This is a genomic window from Pantoea sp. X-Soil-TKNS-1280 (assembly GCF_059730475.1).
This window is the reverse complement of the sequence record NZ_AP035965.1, coordinates 233,146-246,850: the sequence shown is the minus strand read 5'-3', so window position 1 is coordinate 246,850 and position 13,705 is coordinate 233,146. Positions and strand designations below refer to the sequence as shown.

The window sequence follows — 13,705 nt, the reverse complement described above, 5'->3', positions numbered from 1 at the left end:
CGATACAGGCATGTTGGTTATGTGTATCCGCAGGAAACGCGATGGCGCTGTTGCAGGAATAATATATTCCAAAAAATGATTTATTAATGCGGAGTGATGGCTTCAGAATTAATTCTCTTTATCAAAAAACGAAACTCATTTTATTGCATAGCCCTCATTACATCGATGCGCTTAATGATTTAGTTTATTACTTAAGGGAATTAAAATGAATTTATTGCCAGGTAACCGGTTTGCTTCTTTCTTGCCTCGTGTTGGCATCCCTTTGTTGCTGGTCGGCAGCCTGTTCGGGTCTGGCGCTGCCCACGCTGAGGGCCAAATCAGTATCGCCCAGCAGTACGGTATCGGCTATCTGATCCTTGATGTGGTGCGGGACCAGAAACTTATCGAGAAGCACGGCAAGGAAGACGGGCTGGATATCAAAGTCGACTGGCGGACACTGTCAGGTGCTACCGGGTTAAATGAGGGGCTGCTTTCCGGTTCACTGGATGTGGTTGCCGCCGGGGTGCCACCGGCGCTGACGCTCTGGGATCGTACCAAAGGGAAGCAAAACGTTAAGGCGATTGCGGCACTCGGTTCAATGCCCAATTACCTGCTGAGTAACAATCCGGCAGTGAAAAGCGTGAAGGATCTGAGCAGCAAAGACCGCATCGCCGTACCGGCTGCTGGCGTCGGGTTCCAGTCCCGTACATTGCAAATAGAAACGGCACGTTTGTACGGCAACGCGGACTACAAGCGTTTTGATAATATTACGGTAAGCCTGCCGCACCCTGATGCCAGCGCGGCGTTGATCGCCGGTGGTTCGGAAATTACAGCGCATTTCTCCAGTCCTCCTTTCCAGTATCAGGCGCTGGAACACCCAAATATTCATAAAATATTAAGTTCCTACGACGTATTAAGTGGTCCGGGAACGTTTAATCTGCTTTATACCACCTCGAAATTTCATGATGAAAATCCGAAAACGTACCGCGCATTTTTTGAGGCGTTAGCCGAAGCCGAAAAGATAATTAAAGCGGATAAAGCAGCGGCGGCACAAACCTATATTCGCGCTGAAAACTCAAAACTACCCGTGGCCTTTATCCAGAAAATGATTGAGGACCCGGAGAATAACTTCACCATTACGCCAGAACGAACCTTTGTTTATGCCGACAAGCTTTATCAGTTGGGCGTACTGAAAAATAAAGCGGTTTCCTGGAAGGATTATTTCTTCAGTGAAGCGTATATCTTACCGGGGAGTTGATATGTCTGAGTTGTCTGCGACATTACCGCCGCCGCTGTTGCAGGTTGAGGGGGTTAACCTGCAATACCGCACCCATGAACGTCTGATTCAGGCCACGCACGATGTCAGTTTTGATGTCTGGCCTGCTGACCGCTTCGTGTTACTTGGGCCGTCAGGGTGCGGTAAATCCAGCTTGCTGAAAGCCATTGGTGGATTTCTGACTCCGGTATCCGGTTCCATCCGTCTTGCCGGTGAGACAGTCACTCAGCCTGGTCCTGACCGTATGATGGTCTTTCAGGAGTTTGATCAATTACCGCCGTGGAAAACAGTGCTGGAAAATGTTGCTTTCCCGCTGATCGCCAGTCGCAGGGCAGGGCGGGCCGAAGCCAAAGAGCGCGCTGAGTATTTTCTGCAAAAAGTCGGACTGGGGGCGTTTCGTAATGCCTATCCCAATACGTTATCCGGCGGCATGAAGCAGCGGGTCGCCATTGCGCGCTCGCTGGCACTGCACCCGCAGGTTTTACTGATGGATGAGCCCTTTGCGGCGCTGGATGCGCTAACCCGGCGCAAAATGCAGGAAGAGTTGTTGCACCTGTGGGAAGACGTGCGGTTTACGCTGCTTTTTGTTACCCATTCAATCGAGGAAGCGTTGATTGTTGGCAGCCGTGTTTTACTGCTGTCACCGCATCCGGGAAGGGTAAAAGCCGAACTGAACTGTCATCAGTATTCAATGGCGGATTCTGGTGGCACGGTGTTTCAGGCAGATGTTACCCGGATTCATGATTTATTATTTCCGCAACCTGCCATGCCAGTCATAGCATCACAGGGCCATCCGAGGGGGGATCGTCATGAACAACCAGCCACCTATCCGGCCTGAGTATCAGCGCGAGTTAACACCGCTGGAAGATTTTACACTGGCCACGCCGTTACCTTTGCGCGTGCGCCTCGGGAATCAGACCTGGTTGCGAAAATCGTTGTTATTGCTGGCGCTGGTGATTATCTGGGAAGTGGCGGCGCGCTGGCAAAACAATGACCTGATGTTCCCCAGTTTCTGGCAGACGTTTACCGCACTGCGTGAGGATATCGCCAGTGGTGAATTGCCGAATCGCGCGTGGCTGTCGGTAAGCCTGCTGCTGAAAGGCTACATCCTGGGGACCCTGCTGGCGTTGCTTTTCAGCGCACTTGCAATATCAACGCGTATTGGCCGCGATTTGCTGAGTACACTGACCGCCATGTTTAACCCGCTGCCAGCGATTGCTCTATTGCCGTTATCTCTGCTCTGGTTCGGTCTGGGGAATGCCAGTCTGGTGTTCGTGATTGTGCATTCGGTGATCTGGCCGATGGCGCTCAACACCTGGTCCGGCTTTATGGGCGTTTCCGAAACGCTGAAAATGGCAGGCCGTAACTACGGACTGAAGGGGTGGCGTTATGTCGCGTGGATTTTGATTCCGGCTGCGTTACCGGCCCTGCTGTCAGGGCTCAAAATTGGTTGGGCATTTGCCTGGAGAACGCTGATTGCAGCGGAGCTGGTATTTGGCGCATCAAGTGGCAGCGGGGGGCTGGGTTGGTACATTTTCCAAAATCGCAATGAAATGTACACCGACCGGGTATTTGCAGGTCTGGTGACGGTCACCGTGATTGGTCTGTTGGTCGAGGGGCTGGTGTTTGCCACACTTGAAAGGCTGACGATTAAACGTTGGGGTATGCAGAACTAACAGCAGCAGTTAAATCAAAGGACATGATAATAATGTTATTTTTCGATCAGTTAACAATAGGCTTTTTAATGTTCTCTTCGAGGATTTGTGTGACGTAATGCATCCAGTATCGCATACCAAACAGGTCCAGCAGCAGGCTTACCCATAAAAGTCCGACACAAAAGACGAGTATCAGTGCGATATAATAAGGTGTTGCTGACATTTTCTACCTCCCATGGCTTGCAGATTGCTGTCTGATTGTTCCAAATAAATCCTTCAACATCAACAATAAGCAGAGAGCCTTATGCCTATTGTTGATTCTGTTGAGTTGCGCAACCTCTTCCTGGTGTCTATTGCGGGGATGATGCTCATCATTTAGGGGGGGAATATCGTACGATCCCGTCAAAGTCGATAACTATTAGTAAAATTCTCATTAAAATAATGGTGGCATTCTCACAAAAATATGGGCGGAGTTAATCACATCATTAATGTTTAGATGGAAATTTGAATTGTCTGCTACGTGTTGCAAGTGTATCTAAAATTTACAAGTGACATATATGTCCACATTGTAATGTTTTGGTAATTGATTTCATCTCAACCCAGAGGCTATAAATAATAAAAACCACTTACTCAATTTAAGTTGCACTCTGAGTGGTTATTTAAAGCTATGAGGGCAAGATGAAGAAAGTAATCATTGAAGAAATAAAAGAGTGGATTGATGAGAATATTAACAATCCACTGAAGGTTCAAGACATAGCTAAAATATCTGGCTATTCTAAATGGCACTTACAACGTGAATTTATGAAATACACTAATAAGAGCCTGGGTCGATATGTTCTTGACAGGAAGCTCTATTTTGCAGCGAAAGACCTTGTCAGTGGATATGAATCTATTTTGACCATTTCCTTAAGGTACGGATTTGAATCTCATCAATCTTTCACCCGAGTATTTAGCCGGAAATATAAAACGCCACCATCAGCATACAGAAGAAATAACTATCTGATGCACAGGCTTTATTCTGGCATAATTGTAGATAATGATAATGCCGATTCAATCCCTCATAAAATATAGACATACTGTATTTTTCAAAAATATACAGCATGTCCCCGTTTAACAATTATGGGTAGCTTAGGATGATGTTTTCGTCAGGAAGTTTAGTAAAGTCACGAATGATATGATGGTAGTCACTAAGTGGATCAAGATTATTAAGTTTTCCCTGGTAGAGGTCTTTTGCAATGATCTCCATTCCGATAATATTATAAGGGTGGTTATAGAAATGATGATAGACACCGTAAACATTTCCATCCTGAATCGGTTGGATCTGGTTTAACCCCTGTCTGTTCTTAAGTTTGTTGAAGACTACAGACACTTGTTGGGGGGTTACGCCGTATCCGAAGGGGAGAACGTTACCGTTGGGTCGCCTGGAACCCGACATAATATAAACATCAGGTTTCATTGAAATGACTTTTTCGAGTGAAACGAATCCAGCATTGCCGGGCAACAATTCAGAACCAATGTTACGCCCCCCTACAGCTTCGACAAGTCCGCCCCATCCATTATGAGAGTGAGTAAAGCAGCAATTTTCTGTATTACCGGCAATAGGTTCAATGAACACGGTTGGAGTTTTATCCATGGACTTTGCGGCTGACAATATTGCATCGAGACGTTCCTGGTAGAAAGTGGCGTAGGACTCAGCCTCTTTTTCTTTATTCAGGGCCTTACCTAATAATTCGATGCTTTTTTTGGTGTTTTTTACCGGTTCAAGCTCATAATCAACGAACAGAACGGGGATGTTTAACTTTGCCAATGCTGCTAACACGCCAGTTTGTTTGAGCGCAGGCTTTGCGCGCCACTGGGCAATAACTAAGTCTGTTTTTTTGGAAAGTACAGTTTCAAGATTTATCTCTCCTTGATCACTGAAACCCATGTCAGTAATTTTTTCGGCTTCAGGCCAGGTTTTTCTCAACAGATCCCAGGACTGGATATCTTGCTTTTTGGGCATGTTGTTCCAGGCAACCACTCTATGAAAAGGCGATTGCCTGTCCAACAAAGCCAAAGCGAGTATGTCCCTGCCATCCTGCAAAACAACACGCTGTGGTTCATGAGTTAACGTAACCTTTTGACCATCAACGTCAGTCAGGGTCAGGGGGTAAGTGCTGGCGAAGGAGGCCAAAGGTATTGCCAGGGTCAGTGCTAACAGAGGGCGTATCATTTTTCACTCCTTGATGATTGAGTGATAATTATTATCATTATTGTTTAAGGAAACATTAAGACGATACTGACCGAAAGGATAAGCATTAAATAAAGCGTAGAAGAAGTACCGTTGTAGAGTGGCAGTGAGATAAGGATATGATTAAGCCTTATGAATATTTTTACAGTATATTTTCACTGGCCCTAAGGTTTTCTTAAGTTTAGTGATAGTTCTATTGTTAAATCCAGTTTTTAACTCTTATGAGTTTGAGTTTTCCGAATATAAATTCCAAATCGATCATTTGATAATAATTTCAATTCTCATTCTCGTGTAAGGATGTTTAGATTCTTGCGCCGTGCCAATTAATGACTAAGCATTTCAATACAAGGAATCAAAATGAATCGTTTATTGCCACTTAGTTCGATCGCTCTTGTCATTGCCTCCCTGATTTCTCTCTCCTCTGCCAACGCTGCTGAAAATGACAGCGGTATTGTGGTTTATAATGCGCAGCATGAAAATCTGACCAAGTCATGGGTAGATGAGTTTACCAAAGAAACCGGTATCAAGGTCACCGTGCGCAATGGCGGAGATACTGAACTGGGTAATCAAATCGTTCAGGAGGGCAAGGAATCACCTGCTGATGTTTTCCTGACTGAAAACTCACCTGCCATGACCCTGGTGGATAACGCTAAACTGTTTTCACCCCTTGACCCAGAAACATTAAAACAGGTCCCGGCACAATATCGCCCTTCACATGGCAAATGGATTGGCATCGCTGCGCGCAGCACGGTATTTGCCTATAACCCTGCCAGGATAGCCAAATCACAACTTCCTGCCATCAATGATGGATCTGGCCAAACCTGAGTGGAAGGGGCGCTGGGCTGCATCTCCATCTGGCGCAGATTTCCAGGCCATTGTCAGCGCCATGCTTTCATTGAAAGGTGAAGCCGCAACGCTCGACTGGCTCAAAGCAATGAAAACCAACTTTGTGCCCTATAAAGGCAACAGCACTGTTTTAAAAGCCATTAATGCTGGGCAGATCGATGGTGGAATTATCTACCATTACTATTACTTTGTAGACCAGGCTAAAACCGGCGAAAACAGTAAAAATACTGCGCTTCACTATTTCAAAAATCAGGATCCCGGCGCTTTTGTCAGCATTTCTGGCGGCGGTGTATTAGCCTCAAGTAAACATCAGCAGCAGGCACAATCATTTATTAAATGGATTACCGGAAAAAAAGGCCAGGAAATGCTGCGAACCAACAATGCGTTTGAGTATGCGGTGGGAGATGGACTGGCATCAAATACCAAACTGGTTCCATTATCCGAGTTGAATGCCCCTAAAGTTGATCCTGCTTCACTCAACAGCCAAAGAGTGAGTCAGTTAATGATCGAAGCCGGACTTCTTTAACCGTGAAATTTTGAGCGCCCGATGACAGGTTTAACATCAAGCCGTTGTAAATTTACCAGAATGAAAATCACATCCAGATTCCATGTGGTATTGACAGTTCTGGCGATGGTAATTGCACTGCTGGCACTATTACCCTTAGGTTTTGTGATTAGCGTAGGGATAGACGCTGGATGGAAAACCGTTAAGGCGCTCATTTTCCGCCCCAGAGTGGGTGAACTGCTGATTAATACTTTTTGGCTAATCACCGTCACCGTTCCCACCTGTGTGGTACTGGGTACTCTTCTGGCGTGGTTAACTGAGAAAACCAATTTACCGGGCCGCCGTATCTGGTCGGTTCTCATGGTGGCACCGCTGGCTATTCCTGCCTTTGTGCAAAGCTATGCGTGGGTCACTTTTTTTCCCGCAATGAATGGGTTATTCGCGGCAACATTTATCGCGGTACTCGCTTACTTCCCTTTTATCTACATGCCTGTCGCGGCAATGCTGAGGCGTTTTGATCCCAGTTTAGAGGATGTCGCTGCATCGCTGGGTGCCAGTCCGGTGAAAATATTCTTTCGCATCATCCTGCCTCAGCTGCGCTTGCCAGTCTGTGGCGGAGCTTTGCTGGTCACGCTGCACCTGTTGGCTGAGTATGGTCTGTTTGTGATGATTCGCTTTGATACCTTCACAACCGCTATTTATGATCAATACCAATCGGCATTTAACGGACCGATGGCCAACATGCTTGCCGGTGTTCTCGCCCTATGTTGCCTGATGGTTATGGTTGTTGAAACGGCGGCGCGCGGTAAAGCACGCTATGCCCGGGTTGGAAGTGGGGCGGCCAGAAAACAGCTCAAACGCAAACTGACACCGCTCTCAGGATTATTTGCATTAGCATGCTTCACGCTGGTGGTCACCCTGGCATTAGGTACGCCGACATTGGCGCTCGCTCGCTGGCTATGGATTGGCGGTATCAATAATTTTATCAGCGCAGAATTATGGAGCGCACTGGGTCAGACCGTTACCCTGGCGTTGCAGGGTGCAATGATAACTACCGCTTTTGCCCTACCCATTTCATGGCTGGTGGTGCGCTATCCTGCTCGTCTCTATCGCCTGCTGGAGGACTGTAGTTACATTGCCAGCGCCTTGCCGGGGATTGTAATTGCGCTTGCTCTGGTGACCGTCACTATCCATTATGCCCGGCCTGTATATCAAACCAACATCACGCTGTTCCTGGCCTGGCTGCTGATGTTTGCACCTCGAGCACTGATAAATCTCAGAGCAGGGGTCTCTCAGGCACCAGTCGAACTTGAACAGGTCGCACAGAGCCTCGGCACATCACCTGCGATGGCGGTGTTTAAAATTACGATGAGACTGGCTGCGCCTGGGGCAACCACTGCCGCCGCACTTGTCTTTCTGGGTATTAGCACTGAACTTACCGCAACGCTGCTTCTTTCACCCATTGGAACACGAACCTTAGCGATGGGTTTCTGGTCTTTAACCAGTGAAATTGACTATGTGGCCGCGGCTCCCTATGCGCTCTTAATGGTATTAATTTCTTTGCCTCTTACCGGGGTTTTGTATATTCACTCGCAAAAGCTAATGGGACATTGAGATGTTATTGCTGGAAAATATTTCAAAAAAATTTGGCACTGCTCAGGTTTTAAATAACATCAATTTAAGTGTTACCTCTGGCAGCAGAACAGCGATTGTCGGCCCATCGGGTTCTGGCAAAACCACGCTACTTCGTCTTATTGCCGGCTTTGAAATACCCGACAGTGGCAGGATCATACTGAATGATAGGCCGCTATTCACCGGAGGGAGTTTTGTTCCCCCTCATCACCGTAAAATAGGGTTTGTTCCACAGGAAGGTGCATTATTTCCGCATCTCAGCGTCGCAAAAAATATCGCATGGGGGCTGAAAGGGACGTCAAAAGAAATAGAGCAGCAGGTTCATGCGTTGATGGAGCGGGTTGCTCTGGATCATAGCCTGGCGAAACGCTGGCCTCATGAAGTCTCTGGTGGTCAGCAACAACGCGTTGCTCTGGCAAGGGCATTAGCACAAAAACCCGCTTTAATGCTGTTGGATGAACCCTTCTCGGCGCTCGATGCCGGGTTAAGGAATGCTACGCGCAAAGCTACCGCCGAATTGTTAACTGAAGCGGGAGTGGCCGCAATATTAGTGACTCACGACCAAAATGAGGCATTATCTTTTGCGACTCAAATCGCTGTCATCAGTCAGGGCAGTTTTGCTCAAACTGGACGGCCAATAGAGGTCTATTCCAATCCAATTAATCAGGAGACGGCGCTCTTTCTGGGTGACGCCATTCTTCTGCCGGGCCAAATTCGCGACGCAAAGGCGTATACGGCTTTAGGGGATATAGATGTGCCTGATGCGCCCGCTGATGGCTGCCACACGGTTATGCTACGCCCTGAGCAACTGCGTATTGAACCTTGCCATGCCCGGCAAAGTGATGCAGTGGCAACAATCATGCATATCGATTTTTCAGGTTTTTTTTCAACACTGACGCTGCTGATTAATGCCAGTGTTCAGACCATAACCGTTAAAGTGGTGACGCGTGCTGATTTTAAACCGGGCATACTGGTGAATGTTTTGATCTCCGGCTCGGCGGTGATTGTTAATTGAGGCATGATCTGTTTGGACCGGAGTCATTAGATGATGCTCCCGCCGCGCCTCAAAGCGTTCGGTAAAAATATCCTGCTGTTTGCGTTTGGCTGTTGGGCGGGGCGTTTTCACAAATCCACTATAAGTCATGACGAAGTTAAAATTGCGCGAGGCGTTGACGCTGAATGTCCAGCATGGACGGCTCCAGTGGAATATAGCCTTCGGCACTATTCGTCTGGGCAGCAACGATGGCTTGTCCCTCTGAGGAGAGGGTGAGTGCCAGCCACGTCTTCAGTTCAGGGTTGAGCTTTTGACCCGGCGGCAGATCAAAATAGAGCGAAACATAACTGGATAACGGATAGTTTCCCCGGCCAACATTGGTTAACTCTGGCAGCATGTAATCCATACGGTCATCAGCCGCCAGCGCCACAATCCTCGCCTGCTTTGCAAATGCTGCGGCATTAAACCACCCCACTGCGCCGATGCCAAACGGGTCATTCGCCACTGCTTCCAGCACCGCCTGACGATCGGGTAGAGGTTCATAGTGTGGCGGATAAGGAAGGCCCTGCAGGTGCAGATGACGAAATGCCGTTGCATATTTACCGTCGTCGTGCAGGCCATACAGATGAATGCGCCGATGCTGGTATTCTTCCTGCAAACCCAGTTGTGACCACATGCTGATCTCACCCTGCGGATTTCCCCTGGCGAAAAGGGCACGCACCTGTGCCATCGTCAGCCCCTGTAACGGGTTACGCTGGTTAACGTAAAAAGCGGGTGGGTTTTTTGCATCCTTGCGCGGGCCATGTCCGTTATAGCCGACGTGGATGCAGGTTGGGGCATAGCCTTTCACCTGCAAAAATGCATCCAGCTCATACTGCCAGGGAGAACGAGAGATGGGCGCAACCCAACTGGCATTCGCCGCCAGCGCCATAATCGCCGTTGAGGAACCTTCCATGGTGCAGGTGAACAGAATTTCTGGATGTTGGCGCTGAAAAAGTTCGCACCATGGTGTAACCAGCGAATCCATGCCGTCATTACCAATAATCGGCAGCGTTGTAGTAGCAGTATTCATAAGCAATTAGCCAAAAGGTTGGACTGGTGGCTGACCATATCGTCAGAAAGAGACGCATAGCGAGACTGTGTGTTGATGATTTGTTGTCCCGCAGCTGACAGCACAAAACTGGCAAAATCGATCAGCGGCTGGCTGATAATCCCGTGTCGATCTTTTGGCAGATAAAGGTGCAGATAGCGGGTAAGGGGATAGTCACCGCTTCGCATATTATGCAGGCTTGCGTCATAAAGCCGACCCTCTTCGTCAGAGATTGGCAGCGCGCGGATATGTGAATTTTCACGGCCCGCTTCAGCAATGCCAATCGCCGTGGGCATGCTGGCCAGTTTTTCGAGCAGCTCATCGGTAGTGCTGACATATTCACCACTCCAACCCGGCTGACGCTGGTTAAAGTGATGCTGACTCATGAATACGTTGAGTGGCGCGATATCGGGCAAACGCAGCGGGTAAAGGCTGCCAGCATTAGCGGCATTCAGCTGAGCCCATGAGGAGTAATCTCCCGCCGGATTGCCACGCGTAAATACCTTACTAAGCTGCTGCAGCGTAATGTGCGGCAATGGATTTGCCCGCTGCACATACACACAGGCAGAAACCGGTGCACAAATCGCTACCCTGATAGCGAATGGCGGGGTGCCGAGCAGTTTACGGTAAGGCACGCTTTCAAAACGGGTCATTTCGCGTTCGAGCAGTGCCATGGCGCTTTGGCCGGTCATCATGTAGGCAAACACGGATGCTTGCCCCTGTGCCATCGCCAAATATTCCCTTTCTGGCTGATGAGTGTTGAATGCTTCAATCAATTGACTGGCAACATCACTGCTGTTTTCACAGGCTCCCAACTTATAAACCAGAGGATCTGGCGCTTTTAAATGCGCGGTATAGACCGTTGAACTCATTATCCGTTGTTTCTCTATTAACAATTTACCGGGCTTGCCGTGTAAAATGAGGTCATCGGCATCAGCAAGCAGCGCACTCAGTATTATGCGTCAGGATCCGGGTTCGCCGCCAGATTTACACAGTGTTGTTTGTATTATTGCTTAGAAAATTCAGTCCTGCAGCAGCAGAAAAATGCATACAAAATGCTACCGCTGATACAACAATTACCTTACCTTCACGCATCATTCATTTCCCCACCCCTTATAAGCAACACTTACAATAGTGGGTAATCATATTCCAGATATCATCTCAGGAAAGTTTTAGAATATGTACATCGCTAAATGGTAACGCTTAATCGTGCTGCGTAACGGCGAGAACATATAATAAGAGAGTAAATCGAAAGCCTAAGAAAGGTACCCGCCAATGCGGATACCTGATTGGAGGATTAGAACAGTACGGAGTAATTCAAGCCGAAGGTTCTGCCCCGGCCTTTATAAGTGTAAAGACCGGCGTCGCCATAAGTTGGGCTATATAACCCTGGCGCTCGCTGGCCCCATACCGTGGTGTAGTCTTTATCCAGTAAGTTCTCGACGCTGAAACTGAGTTTCCCCACCGGCAGGTCATAACTGCCAAGTAGATCGACGGTGTTATAGCCATCGATTTTCTTGCCATCCGCATCGGAAACATCGAATGTTTGCGTACTCTGCACCCGCAGGTTCCAGTTCCCCGGTGCCCAGTTAACCCATGCGCTCACCTTGGACGGGCTGGCGCTGTCTACCGTGAGTTTTTCCCACTTCCCGTCTACACGGGTTTCCGATTTGATGATGTTGAAGTTGGAACCGGTGCTCCAGTCGCTGTCACTGAAGAAATAATCGATCTGCCCTTCGACCCCATAAATCCGGCGTTTGTCATCGTCCAGATTGATGGTCATGTCGGTTTTATTGATGCTGATGGTTTTATCAGACAGTGAATAGTAGGCCGCCAGCTGGGTACGGAGGTTATCGCCGGTAAAGCGCCAGCCAAGCTCGTAAGCATCAACTTTAATTCCTTCCATTTTGGAATCGTTAACATTAACGCTGTTAGTCAGATTGTAATGACCGTTCGCCAGCTGGTAGGTGCCTGAACCGTAATATTTCGCCAGATCGGGGATTTCAAAACCTTGTGAGAAGTTGAACCACACCTGCTGGCGTTCGGTAATGCGTCCCAGGATGCCGGCATTGAATAGCAGGTTATTGTAATCGGTCGAACCTCCGGGAACCGCGTCTGCCGATGTCGCCCGTCCGGTAGCGATTGCCTGTTGCTGAGCATAACCCACGAAATCATCCACTTTGTTTTTGGTGTACTGATAACGAACACCGCCGCTCAGTGTGATGGCAGCAAAGTCATAACTTGATTGCAGGAAGGGCGCGAGGTTGGTAATGCTATAACCCGGATAACGCCCGACGTTATAGGCATTTTTCAGTGTCATCCCGCCGCTTTGGGCCGCGGTGTTCAGATCAAAAAATTGCTGATTCGCATCAAAGGATTCATGTTCCGCATCCACACCATATGTCAGGGTCAGCGCATCAACCGGTTTGCTGTTAATGGTCAGCTTGCCACCGTAGAAATCGGTTTTCTGCTGTGAAGCACCGATGCTGGTGACGCGTCCGCCGCTGAGTGTCGGGAAGGGGTAGAACGTCAGGTCCTCATCGCGATAAAAGATCTGCGCCACTAAATCCTGGCCGAGAAAATCCGTGTTTGAATATTGCAGGTTAATCAGATGACGTTCAGTGCCGGGCAGGCGATCTGAATTCAGGTTCCCGGCATTCCAGGCGTTTGCTGAGCCGGTAACCGCCGAGAAATTTTCCCCCAGATAAAGACCGTGTTTGCCGTCGGACTCGCTTTTAAAATATTGTGTCGTCAGTTGCAGTTGCTGGTTTTCATCAATATTTAGCGTACCGGTGCCCATGATATCCAGACGGTCGGAATACTGTAGTCCGGTCTGGGTATTATCAATAATCACCTCATCACCGTTGCCGTCATACCAGCCGCCATAGCGCTGATAAGCCACTGACAAACGGCCGGAAGCTTTGTCGGTACCGCCGCTGATGGCCGCTGCCACATTCTCATCATGATCGTTGTGACTGTTGAAGCCACTCTTCATCCCGGTCTGGAACTCAGCTTCTGTTCCGGCCTGGCCTTTTTTGGTCACGATGTTGATCAGTCCACCGGTACTGCCGCCACCATAGAGTGACGTTGCGCCAGAGATCACCTCAATGCGCTCAATGTTGAAAGGATCGATGGAGTCCAGCTGGCGGCTATCGCTGCGTGACGAGTTGAGGCGGACACCGTCAACCATCACCATGATGGAACGACCACGCATATTCATACCATAGTTGGTGCGTCCCTGGCTGCTGACGTCCATTCCGGGGATGAGCTGCGCCAGTACTTCCTTCAGCTCTTTACCGCCCTGAACCTGTTGCTCAATTTCGGCCTGTTCAATAATCCATGTGGTCTGCGCCATTTCCGCGACGCTGCGATGCGTTCGGCTGGCAGAGACCACCATCTGATCATCTTTTGCCTCTTCCGCCCAGGCGCTGGAAGAGAGCATGGCGAGCAAACACGGTTTTAAAACCCAGAGATACGGCTGTTTCATTTTTTATTTTT

Annotated in this window: 10 protein-coding genes and 1 pseudogene; 7 read left to right on the top strand and 4 right to left on the bottom strand. The window is 48.6% G+C overall.

The window, feature by feature from the left end:
- Positions 1-205 precede the first annotated feature (205 nt).
- The 4 genes from AC6I8X_RS26280 (at position 206) to AC6I8X_RS26265 (ending at position 3,981) form a co-directional block, all read left to right on the top strand.
- Positions 206-1,237: an ABC transporter substrate-binding protein gene (locus tag AC6I8X_RS26280; protein ID WP_497841717.1), complete on the top strand. Its 1,032-nt coding sequence runs from the start codon at positions 206-208 to the stop codon at positions 1,235-1,237.
- A gap of 1 nt (position 1,238) precedes the next feature.
- Positions 1,239-2,093, top strand: a complete 855-nt coding sequence (locus AC6I8X_RS26275; RefSeq protein ID WP_313686966.1) for an ABC transporter ATP-binding protein — start codon at positions 1,239-1,241, stop codon at positions 2,091-2,093.
- Positions 2,065-2,931 (top strand): ABC transporter permease, encoded by an 867-nt coding sequence (locus tag AC6I8X_RS26270; RefSeq protein ID WP_313686964.1) that lies wholly within the window; start codon positions 2,065-2,067, stop codon positions 2,929-2,931. The genes AC6I8X_RS26275 and AC6I8X_RS26270 overlap by 29 nt, the downstream gene beginning before the upstream one ends.
- A gap of 657 nt (positions 2,932-3,588) precedes the next feature.
- Positions 3,589-3,981 carry a helix-turn-helix domain-containing protein gene (locus AC6I8X_RS26265; protein ID WP_497841716.1) on the top strand — a complete coding sequence of 131 codons (393 nt, stop codon included), beginning with the start codon at positions 3,589-3,591 and terminating at the stop codon, positions 3,979-3,981.
- Between the two features lie 46 nt (positions 3,982-4,027).
- On the opposite strand, the gene AC6I8X_RS26260 is transcribed toward AC6I8X_RS26265, so the two are convergent.
- Entirely contained in the window at positions 4,028-5,122 is a 1,095-nt protein-coding gene (locus AC6I8X_RS26260) for an ABC transporter substrate-binding protein (protein WP_497841715.1), read from the bottom strand.
- A gap of 375 nt (positions 5,123-5,497) precedes the next feature.
- Here AC6I8X_RS26260 and AC6I8X_RS26255 point away from each other — a divergent pair.
- The 3 genes and pseudogenes from AC6I8X_RS26255 (at position 5,498) to AC6I8X_RS26245 (ending at position 9,138) form a co-directional block, all read left to right on the top strand.
- Positions 5,498-6,512 (top strand): annotated as a pseudogene (locus AC6I8X_RS26255) (iron ABC transporter substrate-binding protein).
- Between the two features lie 60 nt (positions 6,513-6,572).
- A complete protein-coding gene (locus tag AC6I8X_RS26250; RefSeq protein WP_497841959.1) occupies positions 6,573-8,105 on the top strand; it encodes an ABC transporter permease in 1,533 nt (510 codons plus the stop codon).
- A gap of 1 nt (position 8,106) precedes the next feature.
- The gene (locus AC6I8X_RS26245; RefSeq protein ID WP_497841714.1) at positions 8,107-9,138 is read left to right on the top strand and encodes an ABC transporter ATP-binding protein; all 1,032 of its coding nucleotides are present in this window, start codon (positions 8,107-8,109) and stop codon (positions 9,136-9,138) included.
- Positions 9,139-9,274: 136 nt separating this feature from the next.
- Here the strand turns inward: AC6I8X_RS26245 and AC6I8X_RS26240 are convergent, their stop codons facing one another.
- The 3 genes from AC6I8X_RS26240 to AC6I8X_RS26230 all read right to left on the bottom strand — a co-directional run bounded on the left by AC6I8X_RS26240 (position 9,275) and on the right by AC6I8X_RS26230 (position 13,694).
- A complete protein-coding gene (locus tag AC6I8X_RS26240; RefSeq protein WP_497841713.1) occupies positions 9,275-10,189 on the bottom strand; it encodes a PstS family phosphate ABC transporter substrate-binding protein in 915 nt (304 codons plus the stop codon).
- Positions 10,186-11,079, bottom strand: coding sequence for a PstS family phosphate ABC transporter substrate-binding protein (locus AC6I8X_RS26235; protein ID WP_497841712.1), 894 nt, complete (start codon positions 11,077-11,079; stop codon positions 10,186-10,188). The genes AC6I8X_RS26240 and AC6I8X_RS26235 overlap by 4 nt, the downstream gene beginning before the upstream one ends.
- 425 nt (positions 11,080-11,504) lie before the next feature.
- On the bottom strand, positions 11,505-13,694 hold the full coding sequence (locus tag AC6I8X_RS26230) for a TonB-dependent siderophore receptor (RefSeq protein ID WP_497841711.1): 2,190 nt from the start codon (positions 13,692-13,694) through the stop codon (positions 11,505-11,507).
- Positions 13,695-13,705 lie beyond the last annotated feature (11 nt).